This window comes from Mesorhizobium sp. CA15, from assembly GCF_020165215.1.
GTDB lineage: Bacteria > Pseudomonadota > Alphaproteobacteria > Rhizobiales > Rhizobiaceae > Mesorhizobium.
This window is the reverse complement of sequence record NZ_JAIUHQ010000007.1, coordinates 94,163-113,641: the sequence shown is the minus strand read 5'-3', so window position 1 is coordinate 113,641 and position 19,479 is coordinate 94,163. Positions and strand designations below refer to the sequence as shown.

At 63.8% G+C, this 19,479-nt stretch carries 22 protein-coding genes; 12 read left to right on the top strand and 10 right to left on the bottom strand.

Translation table 11 applies throughout. The features are described 5' to 3' along the window. Positions 1–96 precede the first annotated feature (96 nt). A complete protein-coding gene (locus tag LB515_RS14410) occupies positions 97–450 on the top strand; it encodes a DUF1304 domain-containing protein (protein ID WP_224549261.1) in 354 nt (117 codons plus the stop codon). A gap of 91 nt (positions 451–541) precedes the next feature. On the opposite strand, the gene LB515_RS14405 is transcribed toward LB515_RS14410, so the two are convergent. From LB515_RS14405 to LB515_RS14370, 8 genes are all read right to left on the bottom strand, one after another. Continuing rightward, positions 542–970 (bottom strand): hypothetical protein, encoded by a 429-nt coding sequence (locus tag LB515_RS14405; protein ID WP_224602197.1) that lies wholly within the window; start codon positions 968–970, stop codon positions 542–544. Between the two features lie 250 nt (positions 971–1,220). Beyond that, positions 1,221–2,249 carry a peptidoglycan -binding protein gene (locus LB515_RS14400; protein ID WP_140841706.1) on the bottom strand — a complete coding sequence of 343 codons (1,029 nt, stop codon included), beginning with the start codon at positions 2,247–2,249 and terminating at the stop codon, positions 1,221–1,223. A 1-nt stretch (position 2,250) separates the two neighbouring features. Then, positions 2,251–3,273, bottom strand: coding sequence for a MotA/TolQ/ExbB proton channel family protein (locus tag LB515_RS14395; protein ID WP_095767261.1), 1,023 nt, complete (start codon positions 3,271–3,273; stop codon positions 2,251–2,253). Between the two features lie 110 nt (positions 3,274–3,383). Continuing rightward, positions 3,384–4,076, bottom strand: coding sequence for a PAQR family membrane homeostasis protein TrhA (gene trhA / locus LB515_RS14390; protein WP_224549265.1), 693 nt, complete (start codon positions 4,074–4,076; stop codon positions 3,384–3,386). A gap of 209 nt (positions 4,077–4,285) precedes the next feature. Continuing rightward, positions 4,286–5,086 (bottom strand): inositol monophosphatase family protein, encoded by an 801-nt coding sequence (locus LB515_RS14385; RefSeq protein WP_095767263.1) that lies wholly within the window; start codon positions 5,084–5,086, stop codon positions 4,286–4,288. A gap of 23 nt (positions 5,087–5,109) precedes the next feature. Further along, positions 5,110–5,676, bottom strand: coding sequence for an elongation factor P (gene efp, locus LB515_RS14380; protein ID WP_224549267.1), 567 nt, complete (start codon positions 5,674–5,676; stop codon positions 5,110–5,112). A 130-nt stretch (positions 5,677–5,806) separates the two neighbouring features. Continuing rightward, complete coding sequence (locus LB515_RS14375) at positions 5,807–6,985, bottom strand: tetratricopeptide repeat protein (protein ID WP_224708105.1); 1,179 nt, start codon at positions 6,983–6,985, stop codon at positions 5,807–5,809. A 1-nt stretch (position 6,986) separates the two neighbouring features. Then, a complete protein-coding gene (locus LB515_RS14370) occupies positions 6,987–7,634 on the bottom strand; it encodes a thiamine phosphate synthase (RefSeq protein ID WP_224708104.1) in 648 nt (215 codons plus the stop codon). A 259-nt stretch (positions 7,635–7,893) separates the two neighbouring features. On the opposite strand from LB515_RS14370, the gene LB515_RS14365 reads away from it, so the two are divergent. Both LB515_RS14365 and LB515_RS14360 read left to right on the top strand, forming a co-directional pair. Then, on the top strand, positions 7,894–8,616 hold the full coding sequence (locus tag LB515_RS14365; RefSeq protein WP_224708103.1) for a glutamine amidotransferase-related protein: 723 nt from the start codon (positions 7,894–7,896) through the stop codon (positions 8,614–8,616). 210 nt (positions 8,617–8,826) lie between these two features. Then, positions 8,827–9,597 (top strand): sulfite exporter TauE/SafE family protein, encoded by a 771-nt coding sequence (locus LB515_RS14360; protein WP_224708102.1) that lies wholly within the window; start codon positions 8,827–8,829, stop codon positions 9,595–9,597. Positions 9,598–9,757: 160 nt separating this feature from the next. On the opposite strand, the gene LB515_RS14355 is transcribed toward LB515_RS14360, so the two are convergent. Continuing rightward, positions 9,758–10,309, bottom strand: a complete 552-nt coding sequence (locus tag LB515_RS14355; protein WP_140841692.1) for a DUF2269 family protein — start codon at positions 10,307–10,309, stop codon at positions 9,758–9,760. A 555-nt stretch (positions 10,310–10,864) separates the two neighbouring features. Between LB515_RS14355 and LB515_RS14350 the strand changes: the two genes are divergently transcribed. The 6 genes from LB515_RS14350 (at position 10,865) to LB515_RS14325 (ending at position 16,109) form a co-directional block, all read left to right on the top strand. Beyond that, positions 10,865–11,395 carry a DUF1465 family protein gene (locus LB515_RS14350; RefSeq protein WP_140841690.1) on the top strand — a complete coding sequence of 177 codons (531 nt, stop codon included), beginning with the start codon at positions 10,865–10,867 and terminating at the stop codon, positions 11,393–11,395. A 287-nt stretch (positions 11,396–11,682) separates the two neighbouring features. Next, a complete protein-coding gene (locus tag LB515_RS14345) occupies positions 11,683–12,747 on the top strand; it encodes a glycosyltransferase family 2 protein (protein ID WP_224708101.1) in 1,065 nt (354 codons plus the stop codon). Positions 12,748–12,851: 104 nt separating this feature from the next. Then, the gene (ruvC, locus tag LB515_RS14340) at positions 12,852–13,361 is read left to right on the top strand and encodes a crossover junction endodeoxyribonuclease RuvC (protein WP_224608830.1); all 510 of its coding nucleotides are present in this window, start codon (positions 12,852–12,854) and stop codon (positions 13,359–13,361) included. Between the two features lie 10 nt (positions 13,362–13,371). After that, positions 13,372–13,992, top strand: coding sequence for a Holliday junction branch migration protein RuvA (ruvA, locus tag LB515_RS14335; RefSeq protein WP_224708100.1), 621 nt, complete (start codon positions 13,372–13,374; stop codon positions 13,990–13,992). A gap of 43 nt (positions 13,993–14,035) precedes the next feature. Continuing rightward, positions 14,036–15,073 carry a Holliday junction branch migration DNA helicase RuvB gene (gene ruvB, locus LB515_RS14330; protein WP_224708099.1) on the top strand — a complete coding sequence of 346 codons (1,038 nt, stop codon included), beginning with the start codon at positions 14,036–14,038 and terminating at the stop codon, positions 15,071–15,073. 133 nt (positions 15,074–15,206) lie between these two features. After that, positions 15,207–16,109: a metallophosphoesterase gene (locus LB515_RS14325; protein WP_140841675.1), complete on the top strand. Its 903-nt coding sequence runs from the start codon at positions 15,207–15,209 to the stop codon at positions 16,107–16,109. 24 nt (positions 16,110–16,133) lie between these two features. On the opposite strand, the gene LB515_RS14320 is transcribed toward LB515_RS14325, so the two are convergent. After that, positions 16,134–17,384 carry a glycoside hydrolase family 5 protein gene (locus tag LB515_RS14320; protein WP_224708098.1) on the bottom strand — a complete coding sequence of 417 codons (1,251 nt, stop codon included), beginning with the start codon at positions 17,382–17,384 and terminating at the stop codon, positions 16,134–16,136. Between the two features lie 131 nt (positions 17,385–17,515). Between LB515_RS14320 and ybgC the strand changes: the two genes are divergently transcribed. The 3 genes from ybgC (at position 17,516) to tolR (ending at position 19,478) form a co-directional block, all read left to right on the top strand. Next, positions 17,516–17,989 carry a tol-pal system-associated acyl-CoA thioesterase gene (gene ybgC / locus LB515_RS14315; RefSeq protein ID WP_224627873.1) on the top strand — a complete coding sequence of 158 codons (474 nt, stop codon included), beginning with the start codon at positions 17,516–17,518 and terminating at the stop codon, positions 17,987–17,989. A 307-nt stretch (positions 17,990–18,296) separates the two neighbouring features. Continuing rightward, complete coding sequence (tolQ, locus tag LB515_RS14310; RefSeq protein WP_095767277.1) at positions 18,297–19,007, top strand: protein TolQ; 711 nt, start codon at positions 18,297–18,299, stop codon at positions 19,005–19,007. Positions 19,008–19,016: 9 nt separating this feature from the next. Further along, a complete protein-coding gene (tolR, locus tag LB515_RS14305) occupies positions 19,017–19,478 on the top strand; it encodes a protein TolR (protein WP_411909045.1) in 462 nt (153 codons plus the stop codon). Position 19,479: the final 1 nt, after the last annotated feature.

Here is a 19,479-nt window from a genome sequence, read left to right as displayed (position 1 = left end):
GAAGCTTGGCAACCCTGGTTGGCGAGGCAGGGTCAGCCTATCTTGCGCGGCGGCGTCGACGTGTGGTCAATGCTTGTCCGAAGGACGAAGGGGACAATGGTCGGCGATATCCTGGTCGGGCTGGTGGCGCTGATCCACTGCTATATCGTCTATCTGGAGATGGTGCTGTGGGATACGCCGCGCGGCCGCAAGGCGTTCAGGCTGACGCCGGAATTCGCCAGCGCCTCGAAGGTGCTTGCCGCCAACCAAGGCCTCTATAACGGCTTTCTCGCCGCGGGCCTGATCTGGGGCCTCTATCTCGGCGCCGGCGGGTTCCAGATCAAGATGTTCTTCCTGCTCTGCGTCGCCATCGCCGGCCTCTACGGCGCCGCGACCGTCAGCCGCAAGATCCTGTTCATCCAGACGGCGCCGGCGGTGCTCGCCATCATCGCGCTTTGGCTCGGCCTGTAATCGAAGCAGGGCGCGATCGAAAAAGGGCGCCCTCGGGGCCAGGTCCCGCGGGCGCCAGGTCGTCCCTTCCTCTGCGATCGGAGCAAATGCTCTAGCCGTTCGGGTAATTCCCGCCGTCGGAACCGTCGCCCATCATGAAGCTGCTGCCGGTGTCGTTCATCAGTCTCTGGTCGACATTGTCGAGCCTGCGCAGCAGCTCATGGTATTGCGCGGACGGTATCCTGCCGTGATCCGAAGCCGCGACATGTTCCGCGGCCTGGCTGATATGCGCGGCGCGCATATGCAAGTGCTGCGCTTCCGAGGCCGAGATGCTGTTCATTTCGCGGGCGTCGGTGATGCCCTGGTTCACGCCCTGGATCTGCTCGATCAGGCTCGTCACGCGTGGTCCGGTCATAACGGTCGGATCGGGTGTGTCCAGGGCGCCGCCCCTGTGATGTCCGGCCGCATAGGCGCCGGCGAGCGGAGCCGCGATCAGAACCGCAGCGAGGGTTGCAGTCTTGAGAGATGTTGAAACGCGCATGGCGGCGCATCCTCCTACCAGGAAGAGAGCGGCCGCGCCGCTTCGTCTTCCGACCTTACGGGCCGTCCGGTTCCGTCGCGTCGCGATGCGGGGCATCGCAGGCGGACCCCGGCCCTGCGCGGCAAGTTAGGTGCGTCGATTTGCGATGTGTAATTAAAAAAAGATAATGTTTTCGGCGCTTGTCGCGGCGACTTGGCGCTCTAAGTATTCAGCCGACGAACAACTTCCTGTGACTTGGCGTGATAATATCTCACCGTTCGGTGAGCTTCAGTTCAATGCGGCGGTTCTTGCTGCGCGCCTCGTCGGTGTCGGCGGGATCTAGCGGCTGGAACTCGCCGAAGCCGGCGGCCACCAGCCGGTTGGCCGGTACGCCGTTCTCGATCAGGAACTTCACCACCGAGGTGGCGCGGGCGGTCGACAATTCCCAATTGTCGCGATAACGACCGGTGCCGGACAGCGGCTTGTTGTCGGTATGGCCGTCGACGCGCAGCACCCAGCTGATCTCGGGCGGGATTTCCTTCTGCAATTCGATGATGGCGTCGGCGAGCTTCTTCATCTCGACCTTGCCGGCGTCGTTGATCACGTCGGAGCCGGTCGGGAACAGCACCTCCGACTGGAAGACGAAGCGGTCGCCGACGATACGAATGTTCTCGCGGTCGGCGAGGATCTCGCGCAGCCGGCCGAAGAAGTCGGAACGGTAGCGGTTGAGCTCCTGCACGCGCTGCGCCAGCGCGACGTTCAGGCGGCGGCCGAGATCGGCGATCTTGGTGTTGGAGTCGCGGTCGCGCTGCTCGGAGACGTTGAGCGCGTCTTCCAGCGCGCCGATCTGCTTGCGCAGCGCCGCGATCTGCTGGTTGAGGATCTCGACCTGGCTCAACGCCTGCTGGCTGATCTGGCGCTGGTTGCTGAGCTCGCCCGAAAGCTGGTCCGCTCGTTTGTTGGCCGCGTCGCCGGCGCCGGCGCCCTGCGCCAGCAGTTGTTCGAGGCGGCTTTTTTCGGCTTGCGCCGCCGACAGCGACGCCTGCAGGTTGGCGAGCGAATCCTCCTTGTCCTGGCTGTTCGTGCGTTCCAGGGCGAGCAGCTGGGTCAGCTCGTTGATCTGCGAGTTGAGGCGGTTCAGCACCGCGTCCTTGCCGGAGATCTCGCGGCTGAGCAGGAACTGCGCCAGCACGAAGACGGTAAGCAGGAACATGATCGCCAGCAGCAGCGTCGACAAAGCGTCGACAAAGCCCGGCCAATAGTCGATGCGGCGGTCGGCGCGCCGTCTTGCCAGCGCCACGTCAGTGGACCCCTTGCTTCTTCAGCGCGTCGGCGATCTTTTCCAGCGTGTTGCGCATGGCCTTCTGCTCGTCGGACTGGGCTTCGACCCAATCGCGCATGATCTGCTGCTCGGAGCGCATGTTCTTCACCAGCCCCGAGATGCCGTCGGCAAGATTGGCCATGGCGGTGGCGACGCGCGGATTGGAGCCGCCGCCATTCTCCTGCAGGCTGCGCAGCCGCTCCGACAAGAGCCGGATGTCCTCGGAGGATTCGGCTGCTTTCGACGTCTCGGACACGACTATGTCCGACGACAGATCGGTGACCGAGGACAGCCAGTTCTCAAGCTCGGTGTAGAAGCGGGTCTGGGCGCGGCCTGCCTGCAGGTCGAGAAAGCCGAGCACCAGCGAGCCGGAAAGGCCGAACAGCGAGGACGAGAACGCGGTGCCCATGCCGGCAAGCGGCGCCGACAGGCCTTGCTTGAGCGCGTCGAGCACGGCGGCGGCATCGCCGGTGCCCGGGTCCAGCGCCTCTATCGTCTCGCGGATCGAGGCGATGGTGTTGAGCAGGCCCCAGAAGGTGCCGAGCAGGCCGAGGAACACAAGCAGGCCAACCAGATAGCGCGAGGTGTCGCGGCTCTCGTCGAGCCGGGTGGCGATGGAGTCCAGCATGGTGCGCATCGACGAGGTCGAAAACGCGATCGTCGACGAGCGGCCGATCATCGCCTTCATCGGCGCCAAAAGCACCGGCTCGGTGGTTTCGGAGCCGGCGCGGAAGGAATTAACCCAGCGCACCTCGCGGAACAGCCGCCCGACCTGGGCGAAGGCAAGCAGGATGCCGACCGCCAGCACGCCGACGATCAATCCGTTGAGCCCCGGATTGCTGGAGAAGGCGGTCGAGATCTGGCGGGTGAGGATGGCGGCGATGAAAGCGACGATGATCAGGAAGATCACCATGGTGAGCAGGAAGACCTGCGGGCTCGACAGCTTGTGCGGATCATAGACCAGGACGTCCGATCGCCTGCCGAAGGATCTGAGAAAAGCCATCCGTGCCCCGTTTCCGATGCCACCGCCGCAGAATTGCCGCGACTCTAAACGGAATTGTGACCAAATTGAATGGTGCTTGGCAATATGGCCGATAGGCCCGCGCTACAGGCCTAGAACCGGTTGACGACCAGGCAGTCTACCATGGCGGCCAGATGGAGGCCGGCGCCGGTGACGACGAAGCCGTGCCAGACGGCATTGTGAAAGCGCAGGCCCTTCCAGGCGAAGAAGACGACGCCGCAGGAATAGACGATGCCGCCGGCGACAAGCAGCGCGACCGAGGTCGTCGGCAGCGTCTCGACCAGCGGTCCGGCCAGCACGACGCCGCTCCAGCCGATGGCGAGATAGAAGACGATCGCCAGCCGGTCGTAGCGGCCGGGCAGGAACATCTTGATGGCGATGCCGGCCGCTGCGGCGCTCCACACGATGACGATCATGGGTAGCGCCAACGGCGAGTTGTCGAGCTGGGCGAGGAAGGGCGTGTAGGTCGCGGCGATCAGCAGATAGATCGCGGCATGGTCGAAGCGGCGCAGGATCCATTTCGCCGGCCACGAAACCGGCCACAGATTATAGGCCAGCGAAACCGAGAGCACGGTGAGCAGCGACACCACGTAGAACACCGCGGCGACATATTCGCCGGGGCCGGAGTGAAAGGCGGCCAGGGCCAGGAGAGTCGAGCCGGCGGCGATCGCCAGCACGATGCCCACCGCGTGAACGATGCCGTCGGCGATCATTTCGGCGCGCGAGTAGTGCCAGCGCCCGACAAAGGGGATCTCAAGCTGTGTATCTGGATGCGCGTCGTTCATGAATGATCCTGCAACGCCTAATCTGGGCAGTCGCGGACCAGTATTTCAAGCTTCGGTTGCGGTTTTGCGACCCAAGCCGCGCGTCCTTTCGACGCAAAGAACGCCTTAAAGCGCGTCGCGTTGGACCGGATTGAGGCGACGCGCTTTAAGTCTTCGTTTTGATGTCGTTGTCCCAGAACCGCTGCACAGTTCTGGGCGACATGCATTGGTCAGCGAGCAGCCAATGGCTTCTTCACGGTTTTCAGCAACGCGCGCTGGATGAGCTCGTTGCCGGCGACGACCTCGCCGCTGTCCAGCATGTCCTGTCCGCCATCCATGTCGGAGACGAAGCCGCCGGCTTCGCGCACCAGAAGGATGCCGGCGGCGACGTCCCAGGACGACAGGCCGGTTTCCCAGAAACCATCCATGCGTCCAGCTGCGACATAGGCAAGGTCGAGCGCGGCGGAGCCAAGGCGGCGGACGCCGGAGACTTCGGCCATGACGTTGCGCAGCTCGATCAGGAAATTGCCGTGCTGGCCGCGGCCGAGATGCGGCACGCCGCAGCCGATCACCGCGTCGGTCAGCTTGGAGCGGCCGGCAACACGCAACCGCCGGTCGTTCATGAAGGCGCCGCCGCCGCGCTCGGCCGTGTAGAGTTCGTCCATCGCCGGATTGTAGACGACACCGGCGACGATCTGGCCCTGGCGCTCGAGCGCGATCGACACCGAGAAGAGCGGAATGCCGTGCAGGAAGTTGGTGGTGCCGTCGAGCGGATCGACGAGCCAGCGGTGCTGAGCGTCCTCGCCTTCGACGGCGCCGCGCTCCTCCATCAGGAAGGCATAGCCCGGCCGCGCCTTGGAAAGCTCGGCGAAGACGATCTCTTCGGCCTTGCGGTCGGCCTGGCTGACATAGTCGCCCGGGCCCTTCATCGAGACCTGCAGGTTCTGCACCTCGCCGAAGTCGCGCGACAACGAGCGGCCGGCCTTCATCGCGGCCTGGACCATGACGTTGAGGAGAGCGGAACGCGCCATTTTTTCTTCCTGCTTTCTTGCCGTTAATCCGCGCGGCGCACGTAGGTGATTTCGTTGGTGTCGACGATGATGCGCTCGCCGGCCGAGATGAAGGGCGGCACCAGCACGCGGATGCCGTTCTCCAGCACCGCCGGCTTGTAGGAGGAGGCGGCCGTCTGGCCCCGCACCACCGGGTCGGCCTCGGTGATGGCCAGCGTCACCTGGTCGGGCAGCGAAATGCCGATCGGCCGCTCCTCGTAAAGCTGCACCGTCACCATCATGCCGTCCTGCAGGAAGGCGGCGCGCTCGCCGACGAAGTCTTTCCCCAGTTCGAGCTGCTCGTAGCTTTCGGTATCCATGAAGACCAGCGCGTCGCCCTGCTCGTAGAGGAACGAAAAATCCTTCAGGTCGAGCCGGATCTGCTCGACGGTCTCGGCCGAGCGGAAGCGCTCGTTGAGCTTGGTGCCGTTGATCAGGTTCTTCAGCTCGACCTGATTGTATGCGCCGCCCTTGCCCGGCTTGACGGTGTTGGTCTTGACCGCCACCCAAAGCCCGCCATCATGCTCGATGACATAGCCGGGACGGATTTCGTTGCCACTGATCTTGGCCATGATGAACTGATCCGGAATGAGATTTTTCTGGCGCGGCTCGCGCTTTGGCGCCTCCAAGACCACAAATTGCCCGGGGAGGCAAGGGAGGGAGCCCAAGGCGGTCCGGACATGCTGTCCGTGACGCCATGCGTCAAGGCAGGCGATTTGCCTTCTGCAGCGCCTGCTTGGTCTGTTCGTCGTCGAGGCCCTGCAGGAAATCGTCCATCTGCGGATCGATCAGCCCGGCGCGGCGGGCGACGATGTACCAGGCGCCGGCAAGGATCAGGTCCGGATCGGTGCCGATGCCGCTCATATAGAGCTTGGCGAGACGGTTCTGGGCGGCGACGTTGCCGCCTTCCGCCGCCCGTTTCATCCAGGCAAAGCCCGATTTCAGGTCGCGCCCGCCGCCGCGCCCCTCGATCATCCAGGCGGCGAGGTCGATCTGCGCGGTGTCGTAGTTTTGTCTCGCGGCCTGTGCCAGGAGAAGACGCGCCTGGGTGTCGTCATGCGGCTTGCCGCCGACGCCATTGGCGTAGAGCTGCGCCAGCGCATATTGCGCATCGGCAAGTCCGGTGGCGGCGGCGCGTTCGTAATAGGCGGCGGCCTTCACAAGGCCGTCGTCGCCGGGATCCTGCTGGACGAGCAACTGGGCGAAGTTGAACTGGGCAAGCCGGTTGCCGGCCTCGGCCGCGGCCTGCATCAGCGCGAAAGCGGCCTTTTCATCCTTCTTCACATAACGGCCGTCCAGCAGCGCCAGCGCGTATTGGAACTGAGCCTCCGGCACGCCCTGTTCGGCGGCCAGCGCATACCATTTCGCGGCCTCGGCCGGATTGAGCGGCACACCCAGCCCACGCGACAGGATTTCGGCCACGAGCGTCTCGGCCGCCGGATCGCCGTTCTTGGCGCGCTCCATGGCGAGATTGTAGGCGGTCTTGTAAAGCCCGCGCTGGAAGGCGCCGTAGGCGGCGTCCGGCTGCTTGGCGCCGAAGCGGTCGGGATTGACGGCGTCGGCCGATGGCGGCGTCATGGTCGCCGGTTGCGGCAAGGTGTTTTGGATCGGCTTGTCGATATGCGCGCCGGTACCGAACCTGCTCGGATCCGGCGCGCCGGCGTTCGGCGCGGCTGTGTCCGGTTTGCCCTTATCCGGCGTGCCCATATCCGGCGTGCTTGTATCCGGCGTGCTTGCATCCGGCTTGGCTGCGTCGGGTGCGCTCTTGTCCGATGCGCTCGTCTCCGGCCGCGGCTGCGGCAGCGGGACGGTCTCAGCCGCCATCGCGGCCTGCGCAAACAAGCCGGCCAGAACCGTCAGGCAAAGGCCACGCAGGCGCATGTCAGCCCTCGAAACGCGGCGCGGTTTCATCGAGCAACGCGTTGGCGGCGGCGATCGCGGCGCGCGGATCGCGTCCGTCGGCAAAGACGGCGCTGGACAGCGCCACGAACTCGGCGCCGGTCGCGGCCACCGTCTCGACCGAGGCAAGCTCGGAGCCGGCCATGACGATGCAGGGGATCGAAATCATCTCCGCCCACCATTCGCCCAGGGCGAGGTTGCGGTGGTGCGGCTCCGGCTTGTTGTCATAGCCGAAACGGCCGAAGAACATATAGTCGGGCCGCTCCTCGCCGAGCTCCAGCGCCTCGTCGCGCGTCTTGGCGCCGCCGGCGCCGACCATCATCTTGCCGGCCACGCGCTCGATTGTCTCGGCGAGTTCCGCGGGCTTCACTTCGACATGGATGCCATCGGCCTGGACGCGCCCGGCGATGCGGCTGTCGCCGGCGATGATGACGGCGACGCCGGCACCTTGAGCGATCGGCACGATCCTTTCGGCGAAGGCCTGGAAGGAGGCATCGTCCATGCCGTTGTCGGGCAGGATCAACGAGGCGACGTCGCCACCGTCGAACGCCGCGCAGATTTGCTCCGCCGGCACGAGCGGCGGCGCGATCAGCACGATGCGGCAGCGGTTGGGAGGAGTTGCTTCGTTCATTGGCCTTCGATCCCGGTTTCGCCTATGCCGGGCGAAGATGGTTGCATTGCGGCATAGAGCAAAGGGAGCGGCTTGAACAGTCGGCTATGCGGCGGATGAGGACCGATCCAAACGAGCATCGTCGCGCTTGGGGGCGATCCAGTCAAACTCCCCGGAGCTTTGGCTTTCAATCAATGCCCCGGTTGGCGGATCAGCAATTGATTTGCGCTCCTGCTGACGCGTAGACATGTGCCTTGGTGCCAACACACAGGATATCGGGATGGCCACAGGACCGGAGAAGCGTCGATTGATCTTGGTCTGTCACGACCGTGGTCCGCGCGATGATCGGGTTTCCATTTTTGGAGCTCGACATGGATTTGAACTCGATTATCGCTACCCGTTTGACGGAGACGCATTAGGAGCGCCAGAACGTGATGTTGCGGCCAGCATCATCTTCGGTGGCAGGTTCGAGGCTTACGAGACAATCAGATATCCGTTTCTCAAAGAGGAGGCACGCTGGATTGAAGCCTGCATCAAGCACGATGTGCCATTGCTCGGCCTCTGCCTAGGCGCTCAACAGATTGCCCATACCCTTGGCGCCCAAGTGGGACCGCCTTCTTCCGGCGTCCAAGAGTTCGGATACTACGAGTTGCGGCCCACGGAAGCGGGTCGTGCCACTCTCCCGAACCCACTGCATGTCGCGCAGGCTCATTTCCACACATTCGATATGCCAGCCGGCGCAGCACATCTCGCGTCAAGCGATCTCTACCCCAACCAAGCCTTCAGCTATGGAGACAGCACCTTCGCATTCCAAGCTCATCCCGAAGTGACAATCGAGGGGTTCCGACGCATGCAGGCGGCGCTGGATGGCTTCTATGGCAAACCGGGTGTTCAGTCACGCGAGGAACAGGATCGCATTATGTATGAGGCTGATCGTGCTCAGGCTGACTGGTTCTACGGTTTCCTAGGAAAGATGATTGGTTCAAAAATCTCGGCTCGGTAGATCGCCGCAACGTCCGCTTCACGGGCGCGGCGAATGCTGACGGCGTTCATTTTCATACCTCGAGACAGTGAGCCGACCGACTGATGGCCCTTGTCCGTGCGCACGTCGATATCGGGCTGGCAATAGCGGATGCCGGCATTAAATGACTATCTCCGCGGCGCGGTTCTGCGCTATGGCTGAATTCCCGCCTTCTCCAACCTTCCTTTGCCGATGTCAGGCTTGCTCAGCGACCCGTGGTTCTATGCTGCCGCCATTCCGGCGGTGATCCTTGTCGGCCTGTCGAAAGGCGGCTTCGGCGGCGCCGTCGGTTTCGTCGGCGTGCCGTTGATGGCTCTGACCATCCCGCCGGTTCAGGCGGCCGCCATCCTGCTGCCGATCCTGTGCCTGATGGACGTGGTTTCAGTGTGGGCCTGGTGGGGCGGCTACGACCGCAGGATGCTGGTCGACATGATGCCCGGCGCCGTCATCGGCATCGCGCTCGGCTGGCTGACCGCGGCTTTGGTCACTGAGGAGATGGTGCGGCTGATCGTTGGCGCCGTCGCGCTAGTGTTCGTGCTGCGCTGGATCTACCTTCAGTTCCGTCACGGCGCCGACCATGTGGTGGAACCGAACCGCATTGCCGCCGGCTTCTGGGGCACTGTCGCAGGCTTCACCAGCTTCGTCGCCCATGTCGGCGGCCCGCCCTTCCAGGTCTATGCGCTGCCGATTCGGCTCGATCCGAAAGTGCTGTCGGGCACCGCGGCGATCTTCTTTGCCGCCACCAATGCGCTGAAGCTCATCCCCTATTTCGCGCTCGGCCAGTTCGACACCGCCAATCTCACCGCTTCGGCGGTGCTGATGCCGCTGGCGCCGCTGTCGACCATCGCCGGCGCGTGGCTGGTGCGCCGCATGCGGCCGGAGATCTTCTATCCGTTCACCTACGCCACCGTCGCGGTGGTCGCCGTCAAGCTGCTTTGGGATGGCATTATCGGCCTGATGTGAGGCGCGTCGATATTCAGGTGAGGCCGGCCTGCAAATGGCGATTTCCTGCGCTTCCGGTGCTCACGTACTTAAAGTACGCTCCGCTCCGGTTCTCGGAAATCACCACTTTCGACTCGGCCTGACCTGAATCTCAACGCGCCTTCGGGCGAGCGCCTTAATGTCACGCGGCGCTCGGCACCATCTGGCGGCTGCCGCCGAAGGCGAGCGCGGCGCCCAGCGCGACCACCATCGCCATGCCGGCAAGAATGCCGACGTCGTGCAGAGTGGGCTTCAGCACCATGTCGGCGATGATCACCAGCATCACCGCATAATCGAGGCGCGCCCAGTTCATCATGCGCTGGCCGATGGAGAGGGCGGCCGGCGTCACGCCCTGCTCGGCGATCATGGCGCCCATGCGCTCGCCGGTCGGCTTGAAGATCAGCATGCCGATCGAGAAGGTCGTGGCATAGCCGACGAGGCCGATGACGATCCACAAGTCGGCAAAGCCGACCCAGAAGCCGCACATGATGAGGCCAAAGACCAGCGTCAGCATCGACATCGGCGCGAAGAACCGGCCGCCGAGCTGTCCGCTGGCGCGTATAGCCAGCAGCTTGTCCTCGATGTTGCCGGCGCGCTCGGCCAGCACGCCGAGCAGGAACAGCACGAAGCCGCCGCCGACCCACAAAATAGCCGAGACGACGTGAAGAAATTTGACGATCGAATACCAATCCATGGTTTGCTCCGGATATCCTGCCTGATTTCAAGCGGCGCAGATTTGCGCGCCGCCTTTGTGGAGCGGCCTTTTGCGTGGCGCGTGTTTCGGAACGATGCCGCGGCAGCAGCAAACATGTTACGGCCGCCACGATCGGCGCCCGAAATCCGGTGCTCGGACGATCCCGGGCAGCGAATCCGCTGTCCTGTTCCGGCACAGGAGCGCGCGTTCGCTTAAAAAATCAGCGCCGCGTTAAGGGTTCATTAAGCTTTACAGGCGTTTACTACACCTATCCAGTTTTGCTGGATTCTTACCGAGTGGTTGGAGCCACTTTGTTTGACGCCTCCCTGTTAAACTCCTGAGAGCCGCCTTATCCGCGGCTCTTTTTTTATCCGCTGCCGGCTGGCTGATGTCATCCGCTTGCGGATGGCTGGAACCGGCCCGGCGTTAACCGTTTGTTAAACATGCGCTTGCCTTCATTTGCATCGAAGCGCATTTTCAAGCCTCAGTCATTTAGGGTGCGGGCCGCGTCGGCAAGGATGCCGAATCGGCTTGCGGCAGTGCAGGGGCGTATCGATGAACGAGCCTTCGAAGGGCAGCGCGAAAACCATCAAATTGGCGGAGCGCCGGGTTTTCTCCCAATCCTTCAAGCCGCTTTACCAGGAAGGCATGGGGCTGGTCGAACAGGCCGCCGAATATCTTGATGGCAAGGGCAGGCTCGAAGCCAAGAAATTGTCGCGCACGGCAGCGACGCTCTATGCGGCCGAATCGATGCGGCTGACCACAAGGCTTATGCAGGTCGCCTCCTGGCTCTTGCTGCAGCGGGCGGCGAATTCCGGCGAGATGACGCGCGACCAGGTGGCTTCGGAGAAATCCAAGGTGCGTCTCGACACCGCGTCCGCGCATGACGAGGCGCTTGGCTGGAACGAGCTGCCCAAGGATTTTCTGGACCTCGTGACGCGCTCGCTGCGCCTGCAGTCGCTGGTGCGGCGCATGGACGAGGAAATCTATGGCGGCGTCATCAGCGAGACGCACGCGCCCGGTCGGCGTGCCAACCCGGTGTCCGACCAGATCAGTCTTTTGAATACGGCGTTCGCGCGCGGCTGAAACTGCGTTTGCAAAAAACGATAGCGGTAGCGGTATATCCTTGATCGGGCGGTAATTTGGCCGTGGCTTTGGCTGCAAGTTCAACGCTTGCGACTCCGGCCGCTCGTCGAAACTGCGGCAGCCATCGCCGTATTGGAGGCTGGGCCGGCCTTCCCGACAAAGATCACACTTGCCTTGAAGCGATAGGCCCCTAGTTGGAGCCGTTCGCCGCAGCCGGGTCGACCCGAGCCGGTTCTGCAAGAAAACCACCGTCACTGTGACCAAAGCAGATTGCGAGGCTTGATCCCGTGCATTCGCCATTGGACCGCATCCCGGTATCGATCATTATCCCCAACTACAATTACGAACAGTTTCTAGGACGCGCCATCGACAGCGCGTTGGAGCAGGACCACCGAAATGTCGAGGTCGTGGTCGTCGACGACGCATCGACGGATGCATCGGTGGCCGTAATCGAATCCTACGGCGACAAAATCCGTCCGTGCCTGAGGCGCAGGAATGGCGGACATGCGGCTGCGTTCAATACCGGGTTCGAGGCGAGCACCGGAGAGATCGTCCTTTTCCTCGACGCCGACGACTATCTCTATCCGAACGCCGTCTCCGAGGTTCTGGACGAGTGGGATGCGGATGTCGCCCAAGCGCAATTCAGATTGCATCTCGTTGATGAGGACCAGCATATCAAGGATGTCTTTCCACCGCCGGAACAGCCGTTCGATTCAGGCGACGTGGTGCCGGAATTGCTGCGCAAGGGGCGGTACCGTACGACGGTGACAAGCGGGCTGGCGTTCGACCGCGAGGCGCTGGAAACGATAATGCCGATGCCTGAAAGCGATTTCCGGCAAGGCGCCGACGGCTATCTCGCAACGCTGGCGCCGCTGCACGGAGAGGTGAAATCCATCGATACCTGCCTTGGCGCCTACCGCATCCACGGCTCCAATCATTCGATCTTTGCCGAAAAGCTTGCCGAGCGGGCGCGTTGGCGCGTGCAGCATGACTTCCGGCGCCTCGAGGCCTTGTCCGACCGGGCGGCCGAGATCGGCTTGACCGTGCCGCCGGATGCCAGCCTTCGCGATCCGGTGCATCTGGAAGAGCGGCTGGCTTCGCTCTGCGTCGACGAGCCCCAGCATCCGGTCGCCACCGACTCCCGGCTGGGACTGGCAAGAGCGGGCGCCGCCGCCAGCCTGGAAATGAACGCATCCTGGCGGCGGCGGGCTGCTCTGGCGGCCTGGTTCCTTTGCATCGGAATCCTGCCGCGGCGCATGGGCAATGCAGTCCTGGCGTGGAAGCTGGTCGCATCGTCCAGGCCGGCATTTCTCACGCGACTGTCGAAAACCATCCGCCGCGTGACGAATTAGGCATCTCGCTGTTGTACGGAAACGGCGCATAGCCGAGATTGCAATTGTTTCCGGTTTGTTCACATTTTGCTGGCATCGCTTGCCGCCACGGCTAGACTTGGCGCATGGGGGAAGCGATTCGCATCATCGGCATCGATCCGGGCCTGAGGCGCACCGGTTGGGGTATTATCGACAGCGTGGGCAATTCGCTGCGCTTCATCGCGTCCGGCACGGTGCGGTCCGACGAGAAGGAGTCGCTGGCGACAAGACTCTGCCAGCTGCATGACGGGTTGGCCGAGGTGCTGCACCAGGCCATGCCGCACGAGGCTGCGGTCGAGCAGACTTTCGTCAACAAGGATGCGACGGCGACGCTGAAGCTCGGCCAGGCGCGCGGCATCGCCATGCTGGTGCCGGCGCGCGCCGGGCTGGTGGTGGCCGAATATGCCCCCAATGCGGTCAAGAAGGCGGTTATCGGCGTCGGCCACGGCGAGAAGAAGCAGATCCACATGATGGTGAAGGTGCTGATGCCGAAGGCTGTCTTCGACACCGACGACGCCGCCGACGCTCTGGCCATCGCCATCTGCCATGCGCATCACCGCCCGAGCACAGCCTACCGCATGGCCGCGCTGGCGTGAGGGGACAATCATGATCGGCAAGCTGAAAGGCACGTTGGACGAGATCGACGAAGATAGCTGCGTCATCGACGTGCATGGCGTCGGCTACGTCGTCCATTGCTCGGTGCGGACGCTGGCCGCGCTGCCCTCGCCCGGCGAGGCGGTGGTGCTGTTCATCGAGACCTATGTGCGCGAGGACATGATCCGCCTCTATGGCTTCCAGACCGGGCTGGAGCGCGAGTGGTTCCGCCTTCTGATGAACAATGTGCAGGGCGTCGGCGCCAAGGTGGCGCTGGCCATCCTGTCGACGCTGGCGCCGGCCGACCTCGCCAACGCGATCGCGCTGCGCGACATCGCCATGGTCTCCAGAGCGCCAGGCGTCGGCAAGAAAGTGGCCGAGCGCATCGTCACTGAGTTGCGCACCAAAGCGCCAGCCTATGCGGGCGCGGCCAGCGGTACGATCGGGCTCAAGCAGGAGCTTGGCGAAGGTGTCGCCGCAGCGCCGATCACGGATGCGGTCTCGGCGCTCGTCAATCTCGGCTATTCGCGCGATATCGCGGCGAACGCGGTCGCGGCGGCGCTGAAATCGGCCGGCGAGGGCGCGGATGCGTCCAAGCTGATCCGCTTCGGCCTGAAGGAACTGGCGCGGTGAAGCGACGCTTGTCCCGCCACCGGTCCTATGCAAGGAAGGCGGCATGACCCTTTCCCCTCGCCTCATTGCTCCCGACAAGCGCGGCGAGGATGCCGACCAGACGCTGCGGCCGCAGTCGCTCGACGAGTTCGTCGGCCAGGCGGCGGTGCGCGCCAATCTCAAGGTCTTCGTCGATGCCGCCAAGAGCCGCGGCGAGGCGCTCGACCATGTGCTGTTCGTCGGGCCGCCGGGACTCGGCAAGACGACGCTGGCGCAGATCATGGCGCGCGAGCTTGGAGTCAATTTCCGCTCGACCTCGGGTCCGGTCATCGCCAAGGCCGGCGATCTCGCCGCGCTGCTCACCAATCTCGAGGAGCGCGACGTCCTTTTCATCGACGAGATCCATCGCCTCAATCCGGCGGTCGAGGAAATCCTCTATCCGGCAATGGAGGATTTCCAGCTCGATCTCATCATCGGCGAGGGGCCGGCGGCGCGCTCGGTCAAGATCGACCTTGCCCGTTTCACGCTGGTCGCGGCAACGACGAGGCTCGGCCTGCTGACCAATCCGTTGCGCGACCGTTTCGGCATTCCGGTCCGGCTCAATTTCTACACGGTCGAGGAACTGGAGCAGATCGTGCGCCGCGGCGCCCGTATCCTGTCGATGCCGCTCGGCGACGATGGGGCGGTGGAGATCGCGCGCCGCGCGCGCGGCACACCGCGCATCGCCGGCAGACTGCTGCGCCGGGTGCGCGATTTTGCTTCGGTCGCCGGGGCCGGTCATGTCGACAGGAGGATCGCCGACGAGGCGCTGACCAGGCTGGAGGTCGATGCGCTCGGCCTCGACGCGCTCGATCGCCGCTATCTGTCGATGATCGCGCGCAATTTCGGCGGTGGCCCGGTCGGCATCGAGACGATCGCGGCCGGGCTCTCCGAGCCGCGCGACGCGATCGAGGACATCATCGAGCCTTACCTGATCCAGCAGGGCTTCATCCAGCGCACGCCGCGCGGCCGCGTGCTGACCGCCAACGCCTGGCGCCATCTCGGCCTCGACCCGCCGAAGGATATCGCCCAGCAGCAGATCAGCCTGTTTCAGGAAGAGTAACGCAGATTTGTTCGCCGTTTCGGCGGCGCGATGGCCCATCTGCGCAGAATCTGCGCGCCTCGGCCCGACTGAGGGCGCAATTGCATCCTTTAAGATAGGCTATCTGACGCAATCCTAGGGCCTGGGGCGACCTATGATCACCAGACGCGCTTTCCTGCGCCTTGTCGGCGGCTCGGCCTTCGCCATGGTGTCGCTCAGCGCCTATGCGGTCGGCATCGAGCCGATGCTGCTCACCCATGTGAAGCGCTACACATTGACGCCGCCGCACTGGCCGGCCGGGCTCAAGCTGCGCGTCGTGGCGCTTGCCGATATCCACTCCTGCCGGCCCTGGATGACGCCGGAACGGATCGCAGCGCTTGCCGAGGAGGCCAACGCGTTGCAGCCGGATCTGATCGTGCTGCTCGGTGACTATACCGCCGGGACAAAGCTGGTGACGGGCCGGGTGCGGGTGGAGGAGTGGGCCGAGGCATTGTCGGGGCTGAAGGCACCGCTCGGCGTGCTGTCGATCCTCGGCAATCACGACTGGTGGACCGATTTCTTCGCCCAGCGAGCGGAAGCCGGCCCGACCCAGTCGCGCAAGGCGCTCGAGCATGTCGGCATCCCGGTGCTGGAAAACGACGTCGTGCGGCTGGAAAAGGACGGCCATGGTTTCTGGATCGCCGGGTTAGCCGATCAACTCGCGCTGCTGCCGAACAAGGCCAAGGGACGCGACAGTTTCCAGGGCTTCGACGATCTCCCGGGCACCTTGGCCAAGATCCAGGGGAGCGAGCCGATCATCCTGCTTGCACATGAACCGGACATCTTTCCAAAGGTGCCCTCGCGGATATCGCTCACCTTGTCCGGCCACACGCATGGCGGACAGGTGCGGCTGTTTGGTTATTCGCCGGTCGTGCCTTCGGACTATGGCAATCGCTTCGCCTACGGCCATGTCGTGGAGAATGACCGCAACCTGATTGTGTCGGGCGGGCTGGGCTTCAGCATTCTGCCGGTTCGTCTCGGGGTGCGGCCGGAGATCCTGCAGATCGATCTGGGCTGAGGCGCGTCGCCTCGGCCCGCTGCCTCAGCGCAGCGACCTGATCACGTCCATCACGTCCGGCTCGGCCTTCTCGCCGTCGAAGGCGTCGACCACGCCGAAGGCGCCGCCATAGCTCCACACCGACCATGAGAAGCCATGCGCCTCGGCGCGGGCGATCATGTCGCGCACATAGGCTGCGCGATATGCGGCCGGCGTGACGAAGCTGTTGCCGTATTCCTTGCGGATCATGCCGAATTCACCGAGCGTGATGTCCTGCGGATTGACGCCGTTGGCCTTCGCCCAGGCGTCGACCGTCGCGAACGGCGCATCCATCACGCCAAGCAGCTTTTCAGGACTGTCCGTCGTCGCCACCTGCTCGTCGAGATAGCTAAGCAGGCCGCTTCGCCGCGCCCAGGGCGCCTCGGCCCTGATCCGGTCGCGGATCGCGTCCAGCGCCATGTCGAGTTGCGCCTTCGGGACAGCCGTCAACGGGTAGGGCAGGCCGGTTACGTAGGGGATGAAGTCGCCGGCCCAGCTTGCGCCCTGATGCGTCAAAAGGAACGGGTCGTAGGAATGGAAGGTCCAGATGATATTGTCATCGGCGATCGTCTTGGGGTCGATCCTGGCCAGCGACTCCGCGTTCGAATAGCAGCCGCCGCTCAGCACCAGCGTGAGCCTGGTGGCGGAGGCGCGCGCGGCGGCGAACAGCTGCTTCTGGCGGTCGGGCCAAAGGTTGGTGCCGTTCGCCTCACAATCGGCCAGCGGCTCGTTCATCAGTTCCAGCGCGACAAGCTTCGGATCCTCGTTGGCCAGCGTCCGCGCCATCTTGCGCACCAGCTCGGCATAGGCATCGAAGACGGCCGGATCATGCACCACCTCGCTCATGCCGATCTTGCGATTGCCGCCGGCGGGGATCAGATGCAGGTCGACGATCACCTTCAGGCCGGCACGGTTGATCATGCGAGCCGAATCCAGCACGCTGGCATAGAGGCCGTCGCGAAGGGCCGTGGTGCGGTCCGAAAGAAAGGGCGAGGGATCGACCGGCATGCGCAGGAAGTCGAGACCGGCGCCCTTGAGCGCCTTGAAGTCGTCCTCCTTGAGGAATTTGCGCCACTCCGGATAAGGCAGGATCGCCTGGCGCTCGCCCCATCTGTCCTCGACCGGCCAGGTGACCCATTGGTCGAGATTGAGGCCGCGCTTCATCGAGAAAGTCGCCGCTGCGGCGGGCAACGCCAACAGGCCAAGCGCTGGCAGCGCCGCCATCAAGGTCTTGATCATCGTGCCCAACAGTGCCATCCCGTTCTCGCGCGAAAACAGTGCGTGTCGCCCAAAAGTGTGCAGCGGTTTTTGGGACAACGACACGCATAGAAAAATGCCTAAAGCCCGAGGGCTTTAGGTGCCTGTTCGGGCCTGAAAAGGAAAGCGCGATGGACGATCATGGTGAATCGGCGGCGCTCGGCGCCGGGCTTTCCGGCGCGCTGACGGAGTTCGGCCACCGGCTGATGGCGAGGGTCTACTATGCCGACACGGATTTCTCCGGCGTCGTCTATCATGCGCGTTATCTCGAATTCCTCGAACGCGGCCGCTCCGACTATCTGAGGCTGACCGGCGTCCACCACACCGAACTCCTGGACGGCAAGCATGGCGAGCGCATCGTCTGGGTGGTGCGGCGCATGGAGATCGACTTCCGTTCGCCGGCGCGTATGGACGATATCCTCACCATCGACACGCGCACCGACGATATTTCCGGCGCCCGCATCTTCATGGGCCAGCAATTGAAGCGTGGCGGCGATGTGCTGGTCGAGGCCAAGGTCGAAGCGGCGATCGTCGGCGAAAGCGGCCGGCCAAAGCGTTTCCCAAAGGAATGGATCGCGGCTTTCATGCCGAAGGCAAAAGCCTGAAGCTTCCACGCGAGGCCCATCTTGAAGGCTTCAACCGGACGGCCCCGGTTGCCGGCGGCCCCAGCCATGCGCGGCAATGCGCCGCGCCTGATCCCCTAACCCATCCTTAACCATAACGGTTCATGAAGGAATTGGCGAAGATTGGCGCAATCCATGCGCCTTCCTTTCACCAATATTTGCCTCGAAAAGGCCGCGAAACGGTGCATTCGGGGCTATCCCGCAAGCTTCTAGCTTCGCGCGATCGGACCAAAGGAATGCCCATGGGCCAGCCGCCAGCGATGCCCGGAAAATCTTAAGGACGTAAGTCATGGAAAATATCGCACTCGCCGAACCGGGCGCGCATCTGTCGCTCTGGGCCCTATTCATGCAGGCCGGCTGGGTGGTCAAGCTGGTCATGATCGGCCTGCTCTGCGCCTCGATCTGGACCTGGGCGATCATCATCGACAAGCTCGTCGCCTATAGCCGCATGCGGCTGGCGCTCAACCGCTTCGAGCAGGTGTTCTGGTCGGGCCAGTCGCTGGAGGATCTCTACCGCACGCTGGCCGATCGCAAGACCACCGGCATGGGCGCGATCTTCGTCGCCGCCATGCGCGAATGGAAGAAGAGTTTCGAAAAGGGCGCGAAATCGGCGCTGGCGCTGCAGACCCGCATCGACAAGGCGATGGACCTGGCGCTGACGCGCGAGATGGAGAAGCTGGAGGGTCGGCTCGGCTTCCTCGCCACCACCGGCTCGGCCGCACCCTTCATCGGGCTGTTCGGCACCGTCATCGGCATCATGACGTCGTTCCAGGCGATCGCCGCCTCGAAGAACACCAGCCTTTCGGTGGTGGCACCCGGTATCGCTGAGGCGCTGCTCGCCACCGCGATCGGCCTGCTCGCGGCCATTCCCGCGGTCATCGCCTACAACAAGCTGTCATCGGACGCGAACAAGATCGGCATGCGCATGGAAGGCTTCGCGGACGAGTTCTCCGCCATACTCTCGCGCCAAATCGATGAAAAAGTAGCGCAGAAGGGCTGAGGATCGATCATGGGGATGTCTGCTGCAGGCGCAAGTGGCTCGGGGCGAGGCGGACGCGGCCATAGGCGGCGCGGCCGTCACCATGCCCTGATGTCCGAGATCAACGTCACGCCGATGGTCGATGTGATGCTGGTGCTGTTGATCATCTTCATGGTCGCGGCGCCGCTGCTCACCGTCGGGGTTCCGATCGACCTGCCGGACACGCAGGCCAAGGCGATGAATGTCGACACGCAGCCGATCACCGTCTCGATTGACTCGACGGGCAAGATTTTCCTGCAGGAGACCGAGATCCCGATCGAGGAGCTGGTAGCCAAGCTGCAGGCGATCTCGAAGACCGGTTACGACGAACGCATCTTCATCCGCGGCGACAAGTCGACCGATTACGGCACGGCAATGAAGGTGATGGCCCGCATTTCGGCGGCCGGCTACAAGAATATCGGCCTGGTCTCGCTGCAGGAACAGGATCAGTAGA